Origin of the sequence: Microcoleus sp. MOSTC5, from assembly GCF_036701825.1 — a bacterium.
Classification (GTDB): domain Bacteria; phylum Cyanobacteriota; class Cyanobacteriia; order Cyanobacteriales; family Microcoleaceae; genus Microcoleus; species Microcoleus asticus.
Genome location: NZ_JAUBRK010000001.1, coordinates 21415 through 41254, shown reverse-complemented (window position 1 = coordinate 41254; position 19840 = coordinate 21415). Strand labels below are relative to the sequence as shown.

General features: G+C 45.9%; 19 protein-coding genes. 7 read left to right on the top strand and 12 right to left on the bottom strand.

What is annotated here, in order from left to right; all coding sequences use genetic code 11:
• Nucleotides 1-438 precede the first annotated feature (438 nt).
• Nucleotides 439-1539, bottom strand: a complete 1101-nt coding sequence (locus QUA54_RS00195; protein WP_333412343.1) for a tetratricopeptide repeat protein — start codon at nt 1537-1539, stop codon at nt 439-441.
• A 150-nt stretch (nt 1540-1689) separates the two neighbouring features.
• On the opposite strand from QUA54_RS00195, the gene QUA54_RS00190 reads away from it, so the two are divergent.
• Entirely contained in the window at nt 1690-2016 is a 327-nt protein-coding gene (locus tag QUA54_RS00190; protein ID WP_172184303.1) for a YbjQ family protein, read from the top strand.
• A gap of 243 nt (nt 2017-2259) precedes the next feature.
• A complete protein-coding gene (locus tag QUA54_RS00185; RefSeq protein ID WP_333193308.1) occupies nt 2260-2883 on the top strand; it encodes a hypothetical protein in 624 nt (207 codons plus the stop codon).
• Nucleotides 2884-3079: 196 nt separating this feature from the next.
• On the opposite strand, the gene metH is transcribed toward QUA54_RS00185, so the two are convergent.
• Nucleotides 3080-6631 carry a methionine synthase gene (gene metH, locus QUA54_RS00180; RefSeq protein ID WP_333412341.1) on the bottom strand — a complete coding sequence of 1184 codons (3552 nt, stop codon included), beginning with the start codon at nt 6629-6631 and terminating at the stop codon, nt 3080-3082.
• A 92-nt stretch (nt 6632-6723) separates the two neighbouring features.
• Here metH and QUA54_RS00175 point away from each other — a divergent pair, with 92 nt between their 5' ends.
• Complete coding sequence (locus QUA54_RS00175; RefSeq protein WP_333412340.1) at nt 6724-6864, top strand: hypothetical protein; 141 nt, start codon at nt 6724-6726, stop codon at nt 6862-6864.
• 162 nt (nt 6865-7026) lie between these two features.
• On the opposite strand, the gene QUA54_RS00170 is transcribed toward QUA54_RS00175, so the two are convergent.
• The 4 genes from QUA54_RS00170 to ispE form a co-directional block, all read right to left on the bottom strand.
• Entirely contained in the window at nt 7027-7782 is a 756-nt protein-coding gene (locus QUA54_RS00170; RefSeq protein ID WP_333412338.1) for a hypothetical protein, read from the bottom strand.
• Between the two features lie 283 nt (nt 7783-8065).
• The gene (locus QUA54_RS00165; protein WP_333412584.1) at nt 8066-8692 is read right to left on the bottom strand and encodes a DUF488 domain-containing protein; all 627 of its coding nucleotides are present in this window, start codon (nt 8690-8692) and stop codon (nt 8066-8068) included.
• A gap of 75 nt (nt 8693-8767) precedes the next feature.
• On the bottom strand, nt 8768-9115 hold the full coding sequence (locus QUA54_RS00160) for a DUF3082 domain-containing protein (RefSeq protein WP_333412337.1): 348 nt from the start codon (nt 9113-9115) through the stop codon (nt 8768-8770).
• A 182-nt stretch (nt 9116-9297) separates the two neighbouring features.
• Nucleotides 9298-10275, bottom strand: coding sequence for a 4-(cytidine 5'-diphospho)-2-C-methyl-D-erythritol kinase (gene ispE / locus QUA54_RS00155; RefSeq protein ID WP_333412336.1), 978 nt, complete (start codon nt 10273-10275; stop codon nt 9298-9300).
• 90 nt (nt 10276-10365) lie between these two features.
• On the opposite strand from ispE, the gene QUA54_RS00150 reads away from it, so the two are divergent.
• Nucleotides 10366-11892 carry an ATP-binding protein gene (locus QUA54_RS00150; protein ID WP_333412335.1) on the top strand — a complete coding sequence of 509 codons (1527 nt, stop codon included), beginning with the start codon at nt 10366-10368 and terminating at the stop codon, nt 11890-11892.
• Nucleotides 11893-11971: 79 nt separating this feature from the next.
• On the opposite strand, the gene rsmA is transcribed toward QUA54_RS00150, so the two are convergent.
• Entirely contained in the window at nt 11972-12793 is an 822-nt protein-coding gene (gene rsmA, locus QUA54_RS00145; protein WP_333193329.1) for a 16S rRNA (adenine(1518)-N(6)/adenine(1519)-N(6))-dimethyltransferase RsmA, read from the bottom strand.
• A 270-nt stretch (nt 12794-13063) separates the two neighbouring features.
• Between rsmA and galK the strand changes: the two genes are divergently transcribed.
• Nucleotides 13064-14143 (top strand): galactokinase, encoded by a 1080-nt coding sequence (gene galK / locus QUA54_RS00140; protein ID WP_333412333.1) that lies wholly within the window; start codon nt 13064-13066, stop codon nt 14141-14143.
• On the opposite strand, the gene QUA54_RS00135 is transcribed toward galK, so the two are convergent.
• The 3 genes from QUA54_RS00135 to QUA54_RS00125 are packed head-to-tail and all read right to left on the bottom strand — an operon-like array spanning nt 14133 to nt 16437.
• Complete coding sequence (locus tag QUA54_RS00135) at nt 14133-14507, bottom strand: signal peptidase I (RefSeq protein WP_333412331.1); 375 nt, start codon at nt 14505-14507, stop codon at nt 14133-14135. The two genes, galK and QUA54_RS00135, sit on opposite strands and share 11 nt — an antisense overlap.
• Nucleotides 14508-14562: 55 nt before the next feature.
• A complete protein-coding gene (locus QUA54_RS00130; protein WP_333412329.1) occupies nt 14563-15255 on the bottom strand; it encodes an SRPBCC family protein in 693 nt (230 codons plus the stop codon).
• Nucleotides 15256-15273: 18 nt separating this feature from the next.
• Nucleotides 15274-16437 (bottom strand): baeRF3 domain-containing protein, encoded by a 1164-nt coding sequence (locus QUA54_RS00125; protein WP_333412327.1) that lies wholly within the window; start codon nt 16435-16437, stop codon nt 15274-15276.
• Between the two features lie 252 nt (nt 16438-16689).
• Here QUA54_RS00125 and QUA54_RS00120 point away from each other — a divergent pair, with 252 nt between their 5' ends.
• Nucleotides 16690-17367 (top strand): DUF2834 domain-containing protein, encoded by a 678-nt coding sequence (locus QUA54_RS00120; RefSeq protein ID WP_333412325.1) that lies wholly within the window; start codon nt 16690-16692, stop codon nt 17365-17367.
• A 183-nt stretch (nt 17368-17550) separates the two neighbouring features.
• Nucleotides 17551-18150, top strand: a complete 600-nt coding sequence (locus tag QUA54_RS00115) for a class I SAM-dependent methyltransferase (protein ID WP_333412323.1) — start codon at nt 17551-17553, stop codon at nt 18148-18150.
• A gap of 16 nt (nt 18151-18166) precedes the next feature.
• On the opposite strand, the gene QUA54_RS00110 is transcribed toward QUA54_RS00115, so the two are convergent.
• Together QUA54_RS00110 and QUA54_RS00105 are read right to left on the bottom strand one after the other, a co-directional pair.
• Nucleotides 18167-18520, bottom strand: a complete 354-nt coding sequence (locus QUA54_RS00110; protein ID WP_333412321.1) for a hypothetical protein — start codon at nt 18518-18520, stop codon at nt 18167-18169.
• A 27-nt stretch (nt 18521-18547) separates the two neighbouring features.
• A complete protein-coding gene (locus tag QUA54_RS00105; RefSeq protein WP_333412319.1) occupies nt 18548-19792 on the bottom strand; it encodes an ATP-binding protein in 1245 nt (414 codons plus the stop codon).
• Between the last annotated feature and the right edge of the window lie 48 nt (nt 19793-19840).

Sequence of the window (19840 nt, the reverse complement as noted above, 5' to 3'; positions counted from 1 at the left end):
AGATATTTTGCTTATTTTACAAATGTTAACAACTTGGCAGTCTCTATCAATAGAAATAGATTCACCTTCAGGAAGCTGTTTTAGCATCTTACAAAAGATGGAGTTTTTACCAAATGCTACTGTGCGATCCCGCTTATTTTCTCTTGAATTTATAGAGCGATCGCCATTCTCAAATCGCGCCAATATTATACTGCACTTAGCCGCGTTTATCTGCGAATTATAAAAAAATAAAACAAAGAAAGAAAGGAAGAAGGAAGAAGGAAGAGGATATAAGGAATAGGGAATAGGGAATAGAAACAGTTTTGAGATTGATTCCTTCCTCCCAACGCTGCGATTGGAAGGAGTGAAGCCTTAAGAAAATTACTTGCTCAACACTCAAAACTGCTAGCAAATTACCAATTGGTAATTACCAATTACCAATTAGTACATTGAGAAATATTACTTTAGTTCCCGCAATGCTGTCTCAGCTTTTTCTGCACCATCATTGTTGCCTTGCTGGCGGTATGTGTCGAGGGCTTGTTGAAAAGCTTCAATTGCTTCGGATTTGCGATCGCGCGCTTTGAGTGCCGTACCCATATTGTAATAAGCTTCTGCCCGGTCTGGATCGAGCTGAATCACTCGGCGAAAAGTGTTAATCGCTCCTAAAAAATCTTGTTTTTCCAGTTGAATTTCCCCGATTCCTGCGTGTGCTGCCACTAAATTAGGTCGCACCGCAATAGCCCGCTGATAAGCTATCAGTGCTCCGTCGAAGTCGTTTTGAGCCTTGAGAAGTTCGCCAATTTCTAACTGCACTTCAGGATTCCGGGGCTCCAATTTGGCAGCTTCTTCAAAAGCTGCTAGTCCTTCGGAAGCGTGACCACTCCGCAGCAAAGCAGTACCTAATTTTAACTGGACGCTGGGCTGTTTGGGAGCGAGTTCGGCTGCTTCTAGGAGCACGGTAACTGCACTGGCAAAATTTCCCTGCTGCATCAATACTAAACCCATAGAAGAATAAGCTTGCCAACTTTTCGGATCGAGGGCGATCGCCTCTTGGTATGCTTTAAAAGAACCGCTGTAATCTTTTTGCTGAAAGAGTACCACTCCCAGACCGATCCGGGCATTGACATTTTTGCGATCGAGCACAGCGGCGCGGCGGTAAGCAGCGGCTGCTGCGGGATAGTTTTGCAAATTCGCCATAGCATATCCTAAGGCGTATTGGAAGTCAGCATTGTTCGGTTCGAGACTGATCGCTTGTTGGTAAAATTCCACTGAGGCTTGATAGTTGCCCTGACGCGCTTCTAAATAGCCAATACCAGAAAAAATGCGGGGGTTTTCCCTATCTAAACGTGCCGCTTCCTGATAAATGGCGATCGCCTTACTGTAGTCTCCTAAATCTACCAACTCGCGCCCTTGTCGCAGCAGAGCATCTAAATTTGAATTTTTTTGAGGGTTGACTTCAACTGACGTTTCTGCTGAGAGTGCTATCTGCGGCGCTGCAACAGCGAGTCCCGCTACCAAAAGCGTACTGAATACCAAGAGACTTTGTTTGTGCACGGCCATTTGTTTCAAAGAGTGTGTGGAATTAAAGAGCGAATTGCTGCCAGCTTGCCAAGCTGACAACTTATGGTTTACCAGGAATTTTTGAGTGGCGAGATGTAGTAAATCTACAGAACAAGACCCACTCAAAATTTTCGTGATTGAGGCCAACTGATGATTGTAACAACAACTGATATCATCCAAGGAGCAGAAATTCAATCTTACCTGGGAATTGTAACTGCTGAGGTGGTTTACGGCACCAACGCCCTGCGAGATTTCTTCGCGGGCATTCGCGACATCATCGGCGGGCGCACCGGCAGTTACGAGGAAGTGTTTCTCAAAGGACAGCGAGATGCCCTCGCGGAACTCGAAAAACGGGCTCAGCGCCTGGGCGCTAATGCCGTAATCGGCGTGGAAGTTGACACCGGCACGATTAATGTAGACTCGAGCGGAGCTTTGCTGCTGATTACTGCCGTTGGAACGGCTGTAAGATTGCGTTAAGCTGTCTTTCCTGTATACGTCCACGAACTTTTCTAACTGGATAAAATAGTTATCGGTCATCAGTCATCTGTCATCTGTCATTAGTGGCTGGCTGAGGGCTGATGACTTTTTTGTTTCTTTCTTCAGACATAGATACTGGTTATTTCCCCAGGCAGATATAGTTTTTATCAATCTCAGCCACGATCAATGCTTAGGTGAAAGATTGTTAAAAATTAAAGCAACTCTCAGAGGAAAGAAAAACCTATGTCATATGTAAATAGACCTGTAGATAACGTTGGTACCGAGCCTGTGGTGGTGAATTCAGTCATGGAATACCACGATCGAGTGCGGTGGGGTCCGATTTTTTCAGGTTTGGTAATTGCGATCGGCACGCAATTAGTTTTAAGTGCATTGGGCGCTGCGATCGGGTTGAGCAATATTGCTAATTCAGGAGCTCCGCGCACTATTTCAGGAGACGTAGGTACCGGGGTCGGAATTTGGTCAATTATTAGTTTGTTAATTAGCTTGGCTGTTGGCGGTTGGGTAACTGCTCGCGCTTGCGGCCCGATGAATCGCAACACAGCGCTTTTAAATGGAGCAATTTTGTGGGCTACTACGCTAACAATTGGCTCTTGGCTGTTAGCAAATGGCGTGGCCGGTACTTTTGGCGTAATAGCTGCGAATGCGGGAGAAGCGATTAATCAAGCGCAGCAGGGCGGGGTGGATTTGCCGAACCGAGCACCTAACGTATCTGCTCAGGATGCTCGCAATATTGCTGGTAATGCTGCAAAAGCTGGTTGGTCGTTTTTGTTCGGCTCGCTATTGGGTTTAGTTGCTTCGATGGTAGGAGCATCTGCGGGCGCGCGCACTCCCCGGCATCACTCGTAAAAGTTCGATCGGACATGAAAAGTTTATATTCATGAAAGCACTTTTTTTAAGGTGCTTTTTTGTGGGTTTCTCGTTCCCAGATTCTACCAGAAAACGCATTTCTGGAGGCAGAGCCTCCAGGTTTTTAAGTGGAGGCAGAGCCTGGTAATGAGTAAAATGTTTCACCGAGGAATGTGCGGGCGACGCACAGTAGAAATTAAGCGGTGAAGTATTTGGCTGCTGGGTGATAGGTGATAATTGCGGTTGTTGATTGTTCGGGATAAAGTTGTTCGCTTTCATCCATGTAGAGGTTGATGCGATCGCACTTTAACAATTCCAGTTGCTTGTACTGATCCGCCATGTTCGGACAAGCGGGATAGCCAAAACTGTACCGCGAACCGCGATATCTTTGCGCTAGCATATCGCGAATGTTGTCCGGTTCTTCGCTACCAAATCCCAATTCCCGCCGAATTCGCGCGTGAGTCCATTCTGCGATTGCTTCCGCCGTCTGCACCGCTAACCCGTGAAAGTAGAGATAGTCGGTATATTGATTGTTAGCAAATAGCTTTTGCGCGTACTCTGTAGCAACTTCTCCCACTGTCGCTACTTGCATCGGAAATACATCGATTTTACCCGATTCTTTGGGCGCGAAGAAGTCCGCAATGCACAGCCTGCGCGCCGATTTTTGCCGGGGAAATGTGAATGTTGCAGCGGGTGTCGATACATCTTGCCCGCCATTCATAATTTGCGGATCGTACAAATGCAAAGAATTGCCTTCAGCTTGACAGGGAAAATACCCGTAAATTGCTTGCGGATGCAGTAACTTTTCGGTGAGAATTTTGTGCTTCCACTCTTCCAATATCGGATAAACTGTCTCAGCTAAGAAAGCATCGTATTCTTCCCGCGATTGGTCTTTTGGCTTGCGGAACTGCCACTGACCGGCAACTAAGGCTTGCAAATCTAAGTGCCAGAAAATCTCCTCAAAGGGGATGTCTTCTCCCTGCAACAGTTTTGTTCCCCAGAAAGGAGGAGTCGGGCGATCGATATCTGCTGAAACTGCTTCGGATCGCTTGGTATCTATCACCACAGGAGTGTCTGCTTTATTCGCATCTTCTACAGAAGTTTCTGGCGAAGCTTTAGCTTCTTTAACCGCCCCATTCTCATGCCCTATTTCATCTAAAAATCCTTGCAAATCTTCCCACTTACCAGCAGATTTTGCTGGCATGAGTTTGTCCATAAAATGCAAGTCCGAAAACGCATCTTTGCCGTAAACAACTTTACCTTTGTAGGTGTTTTGGCAGTCTTCATGCACAAACTTGGGAGTCAAAGCCGCGCCGCCCAAAATTACGGGTACAGTGATTCCTTTCTGGTTGAATACTTCCAGATTTTCTTTCATGAATGCGGTGGATTTTACCAGCAAGCCACTCATCGCTATACAGTCGGCTTTGTGCTTTTCGTAGGCTTCGATGATATTGTCAACAGGCTGTTTAATTCCCAAGTTAATCACTCGGTAGCCGTTGTTTGATAAGATAATATCAACTAAGTTTTTGCCGATATCGTGAACGTCGCCTTTGACAGTAGCGATGATGAATGTTCCTTTGGCATTGTCCCCGGATTCGGACTTTTCCATGTGCGGTTCTAAATAGGCAACTGCCGCTTTCATGGTTTCTGCTGACTGCAATACAAATGGCAATTGCATTTGTCCCGAACCGAACAATTCTCCGACTACTTTCATGCCGTCTAGCAAGAAGGTATTGATAATGTGGAGGGGCGGATAGGTTTCTAATGCTTTGGCGAGTTGGATATCTAGTCCAATGCGTTCGCCGTCGATGATGTGCTGCTTCAGGCGTTCTTCTACCGGGAGGTTTGCGTCTTCTGTCCGATCGCGCTTGGTGGTTTTGCCCGCAAACACCGTTGTCAGGTCGCCCAAGGGGTCGTAAACGCAAATATCGCCGTCAAACTCCCGTTCGTCATAAATCAGTTTACGGCAGATTTCTTGGTGTTTGGGGTCGATTTTGGCGATCGGCAAAATCTTATTAGGGCTGACAATTGCTGAGTCCATCCCGGCTTGCATTGCTTCGTGCAAAAACATGGAATTCAAAACTTGCCGCGCCGCCGGATTCAAGCCGAAGGAGATGTTAGAAACTCCTAAAATTACGTGACATCCTGGCAATTCTTGGCGAATGCGGCGGATGGATTCGATGGTAGCTTTGCCGTTTTTTCTGTCTTCTTCAATCCCGGTGGAAATGGGCAAAGCTAGGGTGTCAAAAAAGATTTCCTCGGCGGGAATTCCGTAGGCGACAGCGGCGTTATATGCGCGCTGGGCGATCGCAAATTTTTGGTCAGCAGTTCTGGCCATCCCGTCTTCGTCAATTGTCCCGATAACTATGCCCGCGCCGTATTTTTTCGCCAACTCCAAAACTTGATAAAAACGCGGTTCTCCGTCTTCGTAGTTAGTTGAATTCAGCAAACATTTGCCGCCCGCAACTTTTAAGCCTGCTTCCATCTTTTCCCATTCGGTGGAATCCAGCATTAAAGGGAGAGTGGCATTAGTCACAACGCGGGAGACTAATTCTTTCATGTCTCGCACGCCGTCGCGGCCGACATAATCCACGTTGACATCGAGAATGTGCGCGCCTTCTCGCACTTGTTCCCTGGCCATTGCTACTAAACCGTCCCAGTCTTCGGCGTTTAGCAAATCGCGGCATTTTTTGGAACCGCTGGCGTTGAGTCTTTCGCCGACAATTAAGAAGGAATTCTCTTGTTCGTAGGGTTGGGCGGTGTAAATTGAAGCGGCGGAAGGTTCCCAAGTAAATTCGCGGATTTTGGGTTTAAGAGTTTTGCCAATTTCTGATAGTTCGCGGATGTGATCGTAGCGGGTGCCGCAGCAGCCGCCGATGACTTGCACGCCTAAGTCTTCGACAAAGCGCATCAAGGCCATTTTTAATTCTATTGGCGTGAGTTTGTAGTGCGCGTGGCCGCCGATGTTTTCGGGTAAACCAGCGTTGGGAACGCAGGAAACGACGAAGGGCGAATGTTCGGAAAGGTATTTGACGTGTTCGGCCATGCGATCGGGCCCGGTGGCGCAGTTGAGGCCTAAGATATCTATGGGATAGGGCTGCAAAATGGCTAGGGCGGCGCTGATATCGGAACCGACTAACATTGTGCCGGTGGCTTCCATTGTGACTGATACCATTAACGGAATCCGCGCACCTTTTTTCTTAAATACTTCTTCAATGGCATTTAATGCTGATTTAATTTGCAGCACATCTTGACAAGTTTCGACAATAAATAAGTCAACGCCGCCGTCATATAGTCCTTCTGCTTGTTCCGCAAAAGCAGCGGTGAGTGTGTCGAAATCGATGTGTCCTAATGTGGGCAATTTGGTGCCTGGCCCGATCGATCCTGCGACAAATCGAGGCTTTTCTGGGGTGGAAAATTCGGCGGCGATACCCTTGGCGAGTTCGGCGGCAGTTTTGTTGAGATAATATGCTTTGTCTGCTAAATCGTATTCGGCGAGTACGATGGAAGCAGCGCCAAAGGTGTCTGTTTCGATGACATCGGCCCCTGCTTCGAGGAATCCCCGGTGCACGTTGGCGACAGCTTCCGGTTTGGTGTGGACGAGATATTCGTTGCAGCCTTCGTATTCTTTGCCGCCGAAGTCTTCTGCGGTGAGGTTTTGGACTTGCAGGTTGGTTCCCATCGCGCCGTCGAAGACGATGACGGGGCGTGAGGGGTGGTGGAGTCGATCGAGGAATTTGCTATTCATAAGCGGTCAAAAAAAACGCAGGTGCTATATATTTACAATTTTATCTATTGTGCAATATTGTCAACAATTATGTGACTGTTGGCAAACGACTAATGACTGAAGGATTTAATGCTGCTGACAATAGTTTGCTCGTACCTGTAATTTTACTGATCGCCCTGGATAATTGTCAAAATTCTGTTGTGGGCAGGCTGCGGGGGGAAAACTGGCGAGTTGCGAGGGATTTTTTCGCTTAACTGCTGACCTATTTTGCGCAAATGCGATCGCCACAATTAAACGAGTTATATAGCAATCCTAAAGGACTCGTAAAATTTTACCCCACCCCAACCCTCCCCGAACCCGCTGGAAGCCCGTAAGAAATTCACAAATGATGCGAGGATTGCTATATAACTAAAGCATTAAGATTTCTTTCTCATTTTTCTGTTGGAAGGTCTTTTAGGCAGTCGCTTAATTTCACTTTCGCCTCCTTGAACTTCTACTTTTTTGATAGTTTCTTCTACTTCTTCTATAATTTCTAAATCAAAAATTTCAACCTCGCCCCCGCTGATTTCTTCCTCTTCCTCAATATCCTCCGAATTCTGTTTATTTGCGATTAACTGCACGGCTAACCCAGAAGCTTGAACCGACAATTCTTCAATTTTTTCATTAATTTCAGCTTCTCCAATCCGATGCTCAATTTCTGCCGGTAAATCTTCCTCGGTAGCAGGAAAGTTATCAATTTCTTGACTGATTTCAGTTTCTCTGATTTCCTTTTCTACTAGCTGCATTGATAACTGCTGCTTTTCCCTTGACAATTCCTCAATCTTAGTCGCAAGCATTCTAAGCTGTTCGTTAAGAACGCGAATTTCTCGGTTTTGCTGCTGAATCATTTCTTCCGCATCAGCAAGAGTTCGATTTCTCTCTAATATCACCTCATTTTTAGTTTCTAATTCCAAAGCGCTCATTGCTGCTTTAATTACATTATAAAAATGCGGCTTAGATACATCAACTTGTTTAGCATTATGGCGACTTTTTCCCAAAAGCCCAATCTTTTGTCCTTGCTTAACAGCCAAAACAAAACCTTGATGATTTTTTATTTTTAATTCTTTGACAAAATCTACTTGAACTAAACTGCAAATATATTTGTGACAGTCAAAATAAAATTCTGCTTTCATCAAAAAGCACCCCTTCCTGCTACAGTCCCGCAGAATTATACCACGAACTACTTTAAAATCGAACAAAATTTATAAAAATAGGTTGGGCATGGAGGGCTGTACCTTAGTTTATAAATGTATGCGATGTCAAGAGTTGTTCAGGACTTATGCGAAAAATCGTTTGACGCGCTACTTCTAGCAGTAATGGGCGCATTGCGTCCCTACAAAATTAGGTTTTGCGGGCATAAATTTAAATATTTTGGCTTAGCAAAATTCGCCAACGGCGACATATTTGATAAATCAATTAATAGTTTGTTTTTCTGACATAAGCGATTTCCAATCCGTGACGATAATAAGCTGTTTCTAAATCAACTTTTTTAGTTTTAACATCAGGTTCTAATTTAAAAAAGCTGAGCTGAATAGGCTCAGCTTTTGTTGGTTCTTTGTTAAACTTGCTCAAAAGTCTTTCTTCTAAATGCTGGTGCGATTCTAAAGTTCCATCTGACAGAATGTGATTAATTTCTAAATTAAATTCTCTGACTTTGTGGCAAACTAAAATAGTCCGATGACAAGTAATCGGGTCTTTTTCCGCACAAATTAAACTGATTTTATAATTGGCTGCGCTTTTGAGCAAGCGCTGAATTCCTGCGGCAAATAGAGAAGTTGCTGCTATGCGATCGTATAACGCTTTACCGCTAGAATCGTAACAGCTTAAATCCTCCGGCCTCGCGCCCAACTCTTTGCCTAAAAAAACATATTGAATGCCGACACTTGACAGAGAAGCTTTAATTTCGGATTTATTAAAATGAGGTAAATAACGGCTGAACGGATGCGATCGCACGTCCGCAACCGCCGTAATTCCGTGTTGTTGCAGCAGCAAAACAAACGCTTCAATACTCAGATTGGAGTGTCCGATCGTAAATAATTCCATTGCTTCGATCTTACTATTCACTCTTTGCCTTGCGGACGAGAGTTTGTGTAGCCCGATTTTTTTAACCTGTAGACTTCAACCTGTGGGTTTTTTTACCAAATTTTGAATCAAAATTTGCCCGGCCAGCAGCATCAAACCCACCGCCGCCATAGCAAAAACGCCAGTGCCCAAAGCAGCCATTCCTACTACCAAAGTTCGCACGGCTACCGAAATTTTAATCGCAGTAATATTGTCGGAATGAACTGGCTTACTTGCAAAACTTTGAGCGATCGACATAGTTAGCGCGTACAAAGGTACCGCAATGCTGCCAGCCATCAGCGAACCAGTCAGGCACCGCAATACCGTCGGCGACTTGGGCGGCAAAGCATCCTCAGTAGAACTTGGAGGTTGAGAACTAGAATTAGGATTAGTTAAATCAGCCATTGCGATTTTAGATTTTAGATTTTAGATTTTAGATTTCTGGTTAATTCACCAAAATTAAAATCCGTGTTTCATGGCATTTTATCAGTTATTCGATCTCAATAGACTCTGCGCAAAGTTAGATTCATCTTGACAATCGCCTGTTAGACGCATTTAACTCAGATTGCGATCGCACCCTCTTCGAGTTACGCCCTCGAAATCGGCGGTTTCCTCTCGTTTCCCTCCGAAAAAATCTGAATTCCAGTATTGCTAAACTTTGCTACCCAAAAATCCAAATCTGGAGAAGCGATCGCACTTTTAACCCGTTCTAAAATTTGCTGAGCCTGCTCTGGAGACTCCGCCAGCGCAAACACCGTCGGCCCGGAACCCGACATCATCGTGCCCACAACCCCCGCCGACTCAAAAGCCTCCCGCAACTGCAACACCTGCGGGTACACGGGCAAAGCAACTTTTTCTAAATCGTTGTGCAGCAATTGACCAATTTTCGATCGATCTTTTTGGGCGATCGCCCCCACCATCGGGCCCGAATGCAGCCGTTCCCGGCGGCACTCCAAATCTTCCGCTGCACAATAGGAACTACTGAACTGCTGGCGATAAGTTTGATACGACCATGCAGTAGAAATACTGAGATTGCGGTACTTTGCCAACACCACAGAAAAGCCCGCCAAATCAGGCAGAGGCGACAGTTTATCCCCGCGACCAGTTGCCAAAGCCGTACCTCCAGCAATGCAAAAAGGCACATCCGAACCCAAAGTTCCCCCCAACTCTTGCAACTCCGAGTGAGTAAGTCCCAATTGCCACAGCAAATCCATCCCGACTAAAACCGCGGCCGCATTTGCAGAACCGCCGGCGAGCCCCGCGGCCACCGGAATCTGCTTGTGAATGGCAATCTCGACTCCGCCGTATTTTGCCAAAGCATCGGGGAATTGCTTCGCCAACAAATCCGCCGCCCGGTAGGCCAGGTTATTCTTATCAGGAGGGACTTGTGGGTGATCGCAGCGCACGCGAATCGTGTCCGTACCGATCGCGCGCAAGTCAATTCGATCGGCTAAATCTATGCTTTGAAGTACCATCGCCAATTCGTGATATCCGTCGGGGCGATCGCCTATGATTTCCAGATATAGATTGATTTTTGCTGAAGCTAACAGAGAATATGAACGCATAGGTGATTAAGCCGCAGGTGAAATAAACCCCTGGTTGAAATTAATTGACACCAGTCCGAGTCCATTTTCTCACAACTCAAAGGAAATATTATGCAGGAAATGTGGAAAACTTTTTTTAGTTCCGGGTCATTTATTCCTCACGGTCACTGCTATCTCTGGCAGACCCCGTTAGTCTGGCTTCACCTTACCTCAGATTCGATCATTGCACTGGCGTATTTTTCCATCCCGATTACATTGGTTTATTTTATTTCCAAACGCGAAGATTTACCCTTTGATTGGATCTTTGCGATGTTTGGAGCCTTTATCGTCGCCTGCGGGATCACTCACATATTTGAAGTTTGGACGCTTTGGCATCCTACCTATTGGATGTCAGGAACAATGAAAGCAATTACTGCCATGATTTCATTTGCTACAGCCATACTTTTGGTAGACTTAATCCCTCAAGCCCTAGCACTTCCCAGTCCCGCCCAGTTAGAATCCGCCAACCGACTCCTAGAAGCGGAAATTGTGGAGCGCCAATTAGCAGAATGTGCACTACAAAAAGCTAAAGAAGAATTAGAAATTCGAGTTGAGGAACGCACCGCAGAGTTAAAGTCTCAAACTCAACATTTAGAATTCGCCAACCGACTCCTAGGAGCTGAAATTGTGGAGCGCCAATTAGCAGAAGCTGCACTACAAAAAGCTAAAGAAGAATTAGAAATTCGAGTTGAGGAACGCACCGCAGAGTTAAAATGTCAAACTCAACAGCTCGAACAAGCATTGTCTGAATTGAAGCAGGCTCAATCCAACCTCATTCAGAGCGAAAAAATGTCATGTTTAGGGCAATTGGTCGCTGGGGTTGCTCATGAAATCAACAATCCGATTAACTTTATTTACGGGAATGTTACTCCCGCTCGCGAGTATGCCGATAGTTTGCTAGAAGTGGTCAATATCTATCATGAGCATTATCCCAATCCCCTACCCGTAGTTAAAGAAAAACTCAAGTCTGTAGATTTAGATTTTATCAAATCTGACCTGCACAAAATATTAATTTCTATAAAAAAAGGTGCTGAGCGCATTCTCGGTATTGTCAAGTCGCTGCGAATTTTTTCTCGCCATGATGAAGCAGAAATGAAATTAGCCGACATTCACGAAGGAATTGACAGCACACTGATGATTTTGCAAAGCAGGTTGAATGCTAATCCGGGTTTTGTGAGCATTCAAGTTCTCAAAGAATATGGCAATTTACCCCAAATAGAGTGCTATCCCGGACAGCTAAATCAAGTGTTTATGAATATCCTGGCTAATGCCATTGATGCTTTAGAAGAGGACAGCCACAGCGCGTCGATTGCAACCAGTGAAGCTAATCCCCGCGCGATCAAAATTTCTACTCAAATTCTAGAGAGTCAAGTGGTAGAAATCCGAATTAGCAATAACGGGTCAGAAATAACAGAATCCGTGAGGAACCAGTTATTTAATCCATTTTTTACCACTAAACCAGTAGGCAAAGGTATAGGATTGGGTTTATCGATCAGCTATCAAATTATCACAGCAAGACATAAAGGCGAATTGCAGTGTATTTCTGCACCGGGGCAAGGTGCGGAATTTATTATTAAAATTCCCATGAGGCTGAAATAAGTAAGCCCATCTCAAAAAACAGAATACCCAGATACCCGCAGGACTTTAAGAAGTCGGGTTTCTCACAAAATCCTGAACTTCAAACCTCGCACATCATATTATTACTCAAATTTACCCATTGCGCCACGCTTAAATCTTCAGCCCGAGATTGAGGATTTATCTGTAACTCTTCTAACAATTGAACGAGTTTATCTAAATCCACAGCCCCTTTCAAATTATTTCGCAGCATCTTGCGCTTGCTACCAAATCCCAATTTAACTAAATTCTCCAAATAACGCGGATTAACCGCCGCAGTTTCTATCTGTCTGGGAAGCAGCCGCACCACGGCAGAATCGACTTTTGGCGGGGGGAAAAAGTCTTTAGACGGTACATCGCAAATTAACTCGCATTCTGCTAAATACTGCACCCGCACTGACAGCGCGCCAAAAGCTGTAGAACCCGGTTTAGCGTAAAGCCTTTGGGCGACTTCTTTCTGCACTAACAGCACGATAGAATCGAAGGGTTTAGCAGCAGGAACAGATATCGTTCCCAGCAGTTTTTGCAGGATCGGGCCGGTAATATTATAAGGAATATTGGCAACAACTTTATTGGGATTTTGGAATTTGGGAAAGGCCGTTAGTTCAGCTTCTAAGTCCATTTCCAGGATGTCGCCTTGCAGCAGTAAAAAATTGTCGGTTTTGCCGAGTTGTTTGGCTAGCTTGAGACACAAATCTCGATCGATCTCCACAGCAACAACAGACTCAGCCGCCGGCAGCAAGCGCCGAGTCAAAATCCCCGTGCCCGGCCCAATTTCCAGGACGCGATCGCCATCCAAAGAAGCTGCTTTTACAATCTTATCTAAGGCTTTCTCGCTTTTGAGCCAATGTTGAGCAAACTGTTTCCGGGGTCTGGTCGATCGCATTTTTTGAATTGTTGGAGAAATCTTAGCCTGTCATTCTATCACAGCTCAATATCTTTTCCCAACCTACGGTGATGTTTATTTTTGTTAACAGGGGTTGAATTAACCAAAAAACTTGGGCACTATAATAAGGACAAACGATAAAAAATAAATTTGTTTATCCCCAATCCCCAACAGCACGACACGGAAGTCACGGATACACGGATAGCTGTTTTTCCAAATAACAAATAACCAATAACAAATAACCAATAACCAATAACCAATTCCCCAAAAATGAAATTCCAACGAGTATTTGGTACATTACCCAAAACCACAGCCAGCGCCCCCGGCAGAGTAAACCTGCTGGGCGAACACACAGATTACAACGATGGATTTGTACTTCCAACTGCGATTCCCCAGCGCACAACAGTACAAATCGGCTTCAGCAGCGACGATCGCCACCATGTTTATTCAGCAGAATATGACGAACTCATAAATTTTTCAGACGACGATACCATACCGCAAAAATTCGTCAGTTATATCTGTGGCTGCCTGAGACTTGTAGAAAAAGAAGGATACAAAATACCGCCAATAAATCTCTACATTACGTCGACTGTGCCGATCGGAGCCGGTTTGTCCAGCAGCGCCGCTTTAGAAATAGCAACCCTCAGAGGACTGCGCGCGCTGCTGAACCTCCCCCTAGACGACGTGCGGCTAGCTCAAATCGGACAGCAAGTCGAAATCCGGTATGCCGGCTTGAACTGCGGGATCATGGATCAAATGGCATCGAGTTTAGCAGACACCAACACCATGCTACTGATCGACACCCGCAGTCTCGAATGCCGCCCGATACCTTTTCCCACAAACACAGAAATTTTAATAATTGACAGTGGCGAAAGCCACGAACTGGCAGCAGGAAGCGGCTACAACCAGCGGCGCGCCGAGTGTGAGGAATCCGCGCGCATATTGGGAGTTAAAGCTCTTAGGGATATCGCCGACCCCCAAGCTGTCGAAGTATTGCCGGAACCCCTCAGAAGGCGATCGCGGCACGTCGTTACCGAAAACAACCGCGTGCTCGAAGCTGTAAAATCTTTACCAGCAGAGCGTTTTGGCGAGTTAATGAATGCTTCCCACGCCAGCCAGCGCGACGACTACGAAGTTTCTGTGCCGGCAGTAGACACGCTGGCGGCAATCTTGCAGTCAATTCCCGGAGTCTTCGGCGCAAGGCTGACGGGCGGAGGTTTTGGCGGTGCTTGCGTAGCGCTGGTGGAGAGCGGCAAAGCGGGTGTTATTGCATCAGAGGCGATCGATCGCTACCAGCGCGCGGGTTATAGCGGCCGCGTTTTGGTTCCCGAAATTACAGTTAATTCTTAACTCCAGAACTATCTCCCGGTAGGGAAGGCCACCGCACAGTCACGATTACCGAATCCTCCTCGGCAGACCAATAATGAGGCACTCCCGGCAGCCAGAGAGCATAATCTCCTTCGCGAGACAGCAAGATTTCTTGCTCTGGAAATTGCAGGCGAAACCGCCCTTTTACCAGGATAGAAAGCGTGGTGGCTGCCGCATTTACCGCCCACTGAGTCCTCGAATCTCCGGCGGGGTGAGCGCCCCATTTTACCTCTAAAACAGAAGTCGATCGCGGGTCATCGCCCGGCGTCATAAAGTGACCCGCAAACCAACCGCCCCGACTTGCACCTTCAGCGCCCGCATTTCCGAAAACCACTTGAGATGACATCAGCTAATCCGGTAAACAACAAAGATGCTTAGATCGGGGGACACCATCTAACTGATTACTTGCGGCCCGAAGGTTGACCTTCCGTAGTCGCTATTTCCCCAGCTTCCATCAACTGCTTAAAGCGGCGCAAATCATTGGCAATTTGCTGTTCGGGAGCTTCGCCAAATAGTTTAGCAGCACCAGCACCAATTGCACCGCCCGGAGGGTTGTATTCGATGACAACTTTTACCTCAGTACCGCGTCCCGCTGGTGCCGGTTGAAAGCGCACAAAGCCAGAATTGTCAACATCAGCTCCTTCCACAGACGCCCAAGCAATTAAGCGATTTTCTTCTTCGCGGACAATCTCTGCATCCCATTCCACACTGTTGCCGATCGGCGCGCTAGCAATCCAGTGAGAACGTTTTTCATCGATGACCGTAACGTGTTTGAGATGCTTCATAAACCGAGGTAAATTTTCAAAATTGCGCCATAAACGGTACAATTCATCCGCCGGTTTGTCGATCGTCACCGTCTTTTCAACTTTAATACTTTGATTGGGATCGGCAGCCGACTGCAAACCCTCCACAACTCCCAGACCGCGCGCAGCTAAACCGCCGCCCGCAACCGCCAGCAAAGCACCTCTCAAAGAACGCTGCGACAAACCAAAAAGCACCAGCGCCCCGCCACCTATTAAAGATGCCCAGCGTTCGGTATCGCCGCTGCTACTTTGGTTTTGTTTGTCAGAATTTGTCATTGAAGTAGATTCCATTGGTTTAAACCTGGTAAATTAATAGCGAAAAATAGCAGCTAAAGGCGCCTCGTCCGGCACTTTTTCCGGCGGCACCGCGTAAACAGTTCCGCCGTTGAGAATAGTTTGAATTGCTGCCGCATTCAATAAATCTTCGTCGCCCAATTCTGCCTCGGGGTGGATTTGCACCGCGTTCGTATCGGGATTAAAAGTACCCCACTGCTGAACGCCAAGAGCAACAAACAGTCGATCTACCCGTCCAAAATAAGCAGCAGAAACAGCTTCTTTCAGATCGGCAGAAATTTTATCGCTTCCTGTCAGATCGCGGTATTGTGCGATCGCCTCTGACTGAGCCTGCAAAAACAAAGGTTCCACCAGCGGTAAAGCTTCGGCCCGCAACTCTTCCGGCTTGAGAAGTTTCGGATTGCCTGTAATTCCTTCTTCAACTAAATGCGCGTAGGTATTTGCTTCTCGGTAAAGCGGGAACAAATACTCAACTCCAGCTAACACTAAAGGAGCTTTTTTATTCCGCAAATATTCGTGCAGCGCGGCATCGATTATGTGGAAATACTGCAATATTTCCTGCTGCGGCTCATCTCGATCCGGACTTCCTTGGCCGTGAAAACTTCCCGGCTGCTGAGCAGAATTATTAGTGCCTCCTTTGGCAGTAGCAATCCGAAACTGACCATCTTTAGCAGTCGGGTCATATTGCAGAGCCTCCTCAAGACTTTGCGGCAAGTTTTCAACTTCAACTTCCCTAGCACTGTAAGCCGTACACTCAATCAGCCTCACTTCCTTCTGACTGAGAGCTAAAACATAAAATAAATTATTTCCTGTCAGCAAAGGCATCAGCGGTTTGACGTGAAAATTGTCGCTCACAACCACTAATTCCTCAAAATCCACCGGACAGCTATAGTAGCGGAAAAATCCCGAACCGACAAAAATCGCCAGCAGGTTGCTTTGATTTTCCCAAAAGTTTTCCCGGTCAATTTCTGCTCGGACTGGCTCTAGCAATTCCCCAGCTTCTTTTTTGTCAAATCCGTACTCTACTATTTTGTCTTCAGCCTCTCTGATTAAATTTTTGAACCGAATCGGGTTTTGTTGAATTTCTGTTCCTTGAGCGACTGGCATATAAATTGAAACGCACAATCCAGCAGATTGTTGTACCAGCGCTTTGAGTTCCTCTACAGATATTAAGTTCACCGCTGAAACTCCTTTGCTAAGGGGTTATGTAATGAAAACAACCGATTCTTTAAAATGTATCTCCCCAGGCGCGGCTCCTGCGTCTGCCTAAAGTAATGCTCCCCTGCTGTAGAGCCTTTCATTCCCGAACTAAAACGGGGTTTGCAGCCGCTGTTTCAATCGAACTGCTTATCACCTAAGATAGACGGCGGTAACTCGGCGGCTACTTTACCATAATTTACTTTAGTCGGCTTCTACTACTCGTTATATCTGATGAAAACAAAAATGTTTCTGTGGTTGCTGTGGGCAACATTTACTGCCTACACCTTGCTGCTAGCTCCTCTCGATCGGCCCGGAACGTTAACAGTTATGGAAAAAATGCTCAAGTTGCAGCTAGAAGGAATTAACCCCTACCTTGTCACCATATTCGCTCTCATGGGAGTCTGGCCGATGGTCTACGCTTGCCTCCTATTTATTGACGAGAAAACCCAAAATATATCCGCTTGGCCTGCTTTCCTCGCTTCCAACGGCGCCGGCATCATCGGCTTAATTCCCTACTTACTCCTCCGCCAGCCCCAGCCACAATTTTCCGGCCGCAAAGATATGTTGCTCAAAATATCAGACTCCCGCTGGACAGGCATTGTACTTTTACTAACTACTATCTGGCTGTTAGCTTGGGCTTGGTTAAATGGAGATTGGGGAGATTATGTCAGGCAGTGGCAGTCAATTCCTTTTGTGCATTTAATAACTTGGGATTGTTGCTTGATGGCTGTAATATTTCCCTCACTTTTGGGAGACGACATGGCACGCCGCAGACTCTCGGACGATCGCATTTTTTTGGCAGTGTCTCTAGTTCCGCTGTTAGGGCCGCTAGTTTATCTTTGTCTGCGCCCCCCTCTGCCAGAATCTGCAACAGAAATCCCCGCTTTCCCACTAACAGCCCGAAATTGAAACATTGAAAAATTTGGTAGTCTTCAAGATTTAATGATATAGGAGTAAAGTTTATTTCCTTCTCGTCTGCTCATGCCTGCCTCTCCAACGAAAGCGTTAAGGGCCTTGGTGTAGTCTGTGCGTAGCGTGGAGAAAGATTTTAATTGTCCTGAAAATCTCGCTCGACACTTATGAGGTCACTCTATGGAGCCAAATGATACATCGGCCCGCTACGACCGAATTGCCCAATGGTGGCAAACTGAGCATCAAGATTCAACCTACGGGATTGCCCAATTAGAACGGGCGATAAAATTTACTTTTAACCAGCACGCAGCACTTGATGTCGGGTGTGGAAGCAGCGGACGTTTTATTAACAGTTTATCCAAGCATGGATTTCAGCCTGAGGGACTTGATATTTCTAGCGAAATGATCGATTTAGCCAAGCGGCTACATCCAGAAATCACGTTTTACCGGGAAGACATTTGTGATTGGCTGCCGCCGAAACTTTACAGCCTGATTGCAGCGTGGGACAGCACGTTTCATCTGCCAATCAACAAGCAAGCGCCTGTGATACAAAAGCTATGCGATGCGCTTGAACCCAATGGAGTGATCCTGTTCACTTGTGGCGGCGGACATACAAGCAGCGAAGTTTCGGGAGCATTTCAAGGTCAAGACTTTGATTACAGCACTTTGGGTGTAGATACTTTCCTGCAAATTCTGGTTGAGCATCATTGCACCTGCCGCCATCTGGAATACGACCAGTATCCTCAAAATCATGTTTATATCATTGCCCAAAAGACCTAACCTATCATTCGCACCATTAAAGTGTGGGATGCCGCAACTGGGCGCTGTAACCGGACGTTGATGGGCGATCGGCTGTATGAAGGCATGAATATTCAAGGCCGGGCGGGATTGACGAACGCTCAAAAAGCGACATTGAAAGCGTTAGGGGCATTAGCATAATCATCAATACCAATCTGGGATCGGCGCTTGGCAGCAGCGCTTCGCGAGTGCAAGTCCATTCCTTGGGGGGAGACATTGGCAAAATTTTGAGCAACTTGTCATTGACCTTTGAAGAAGTAGATCCGTGAAGTTGTGCGGAGGCAAGTAGCCTCGAACCCTCACCAAAAACCTTGATTCCGTCCGTACCAACGCAGTATTGGGCTGCTGGCAAGGGGAGGAAATGAATAGACCACTCCGGTTAACAGTTCGTTAAGTAAGTAGCCAATTCCTCAGAAATCACGAAACGAAGTGTATTGTTGTAAGTGATTTCATAAATTAGTGCATGATTTTCTAAAATTCTTAGTTTACTCCTCAGCCAATCATGATCTTCAAAAAAATACTGAAGAATGAAGTTGTTTTCGTCTTCGTTGTCAACTGCACCTTTGGGCGTAATAATGAACTCACGGGCAACTGGATACTCCCGTAAATCTTTTTTCATCTCTGCTAAAAGTTCAGGAATCAGATTCTCGATATCTGTAAAGATACTTTCCGATGGTTTAGATAACACAAAGCTTGGTTTAGATAACACAAAGCTGGGTTTAGCTGCATTTTCGCGGGGAATAGTGAGTTTCAAAAGAACTTCGTTGATTGATTCAAGTGCTTTTACCATTTTTGCAGGGTGATCCTTTGCACTGGTAATTGCTGAAACAGACCCAGAAACTTCAATTTTGGTTTTATAAACATAAGAGTTTCCGGCTAGATCGTAATACTCTACTTCAAGATACAGGTCTTTCTCCCAAAGCTCTTTATTTGGGTAATAAATTGATACATCAAAAAAGAATGGATTAATGCGATCGATAACGGGGATATGGATAGGAAACAGACTGCCCAACTGTATCATCTGGGGCAGAGGTGAAATGTTAATCTTAACATTAACTGCTGGACCGTCTGTAAGTGCAATAATTCCAAGTTGGATAGTTTGCTCTTGCTCTGGTTTGCGCCTAAATAAATGCGTCAATCGCGGTTTAAAGAAATATCTTTTAGCCCAAATTGCATCAATAATGAAATGTTTGGCTGGAACTGTATGAGCACCTGCTCGAATGTAATAGCGTTGATCTGGAGCCATGTGTGGTCCAGCATAACTTTCATGAATGGCAACGAGCAAAACGGCTGAATCTGGCTGAATAACACCCCGTCCCATCGGGTCTGATATTAGTTTGATGTCGTATTTAGGAACTGGTACCACTTGATTGACAATCTGATCAACCCAGTCACGTAAATCTTGTCCCTCAATCTTTAAGGAGTAGCCATTGTCAGCATTGCCATTACGATCATCAACACCAACAACGAAACATCCACCTCCAGCATTGGCAAAGCCTGATACTGCACAGCTTAGTTTCTTCTTGAGTTCCTTGGGTGGAGTGCTACTTGATTTGAATTCAAAACGATCGTCTTCTACTCTTGGGAGCTGTGTGAGGTCAAAAGTTTCAAGGTTAATCTTCATCAGCATTAAGAGATATTAACAACCTCAAAGTAGCACTTAACAAATGCT

What these genes read in the sequence shown, in the direction of transcription:
- QUA54_RS00165 (WP_333412584.1), bottom strand. Translation starts at nt 8,692, where the DNA reads ATGGAATTATTTACGATCGGACACTCCAATCTGAGTATTGAAGCGTTT.
- QUA54_RS00150 (WP_333412335.1), top strand. Translation starts at nt 10,366, where the DNA reads ATGCAGGAAATGTGGAAAACTTTTTTTAGTTCCGGGTCATTTATTCCT.
- QUA54_RS00195 (WP_333412343.1), bottom strand. Translation starts at nt 1,539, where the DNA reads ATGGCCGTGCACAAACAAAGTCTCTTGGTATTCAGTACGCTTTTGGTA.
- QUA54_RS00135 (WP_333412331.1), bottom strand. Translation starts at nt 14,507, where the DNA reads ATGTCATCTCAAGTGGTTTTCGGAAATGCGGGCGCTGAAGGTGCAAGT.
- QUA54_RS00105 (WP_333412319.1), bottom strand. Translation starts at nt 19,792, where the DNA reads ATGAAGATTAACCTTGAAACTTTTGACCTCACACAGCTCCCAAGAGTA.
- QUA54_RS00190 (WP_172184303.1), top strand. Translation starts at nt 1,690, where the DNA reads ATGATTGTAACAACAACTGATATCATCCAAGGAGCAGAAATTCAATCT.
- QUA54_RS00160 (WP_333412337.1), bottom strand. Translation starts at nt 9,115, where the DNA reads ATGGCTGATTTAACTAATCCTAATTCTAGTTCTCAACCTCCAAGTTCT.
- rsmA (WP_333193329.1), bottom strand. Translation starts at nt 12,793, where the DNA reads ATGCGATCGACCAGACCCCGGAAACAGTTTGCTCAACATTGGCTCAAA.
- ispE (WP_333412336.1), bottom strand. Translation starts at nt 10,275, where the DNA reads ATGCGTTCATATTCTCTGTTAGCTTCAGCAAAAATCAATCTATATCTG.
- metH (WP_333412341.1), bottom strand. Translation starts at nt 6,631, where the DNA reads ATGAATAGCAAATTCCTCGATCGACTCCACCACCCCTCACGCCCCGTC.
- galK (WP_333412333.1), top strand. Translation starts at nt 13,064, where the DNA reads ATGAAATTCCAACGAGTATTTGGTACATTACCCAAAACCACAGCCAGC.
- QUA54_RS00130 (WP_333412329.1), bottom strand. Translation starts at nt 15,255, where the DNA reads ATGGAATCTACTTCAATGACAAATTCTGACAAACAAAACCAAAGTAGC.
- QUA54_RS00185 (WP_333193308.1), top strand. Translation starts at nt 2,260, where the DNA reads ATGTCATATGTAAATAGACCTGTAGATAACGTTGGTACCGAGCCTGTG.
- QUA54_RS00115 (WP_333412323.1), top strand. Translation starts at nt 17,551, where the DNA reads ATGGAGCCAAATGATACATCGGCCCGCTACGACCGAATTGCCCAATGG.
- QUA54_RS00175 (WP_333412340.1), top strand. Translation starts at nt 6,724, where the DNA reads ATGACTGAAGGATTTAATGCTGCTGACAATAGTTTGCTCGTACCTGTA.
- QUA54_RS00120 (WP_333412325.1), top strand. Translation starts at nt 16,690, where the DNA reads ATGAAAACAAAAATGTTTCTGTGGTTGCTGTGGGCAACATTTACTGCC.
- QUA54_RS00170 (WP_333412338.1), bottom strand. Translation starts at nt 7,782, where the DNA reads ATGAAAGCAGAATTTTATTTTGACTGTCACAAATATATTTGCAGTTTA.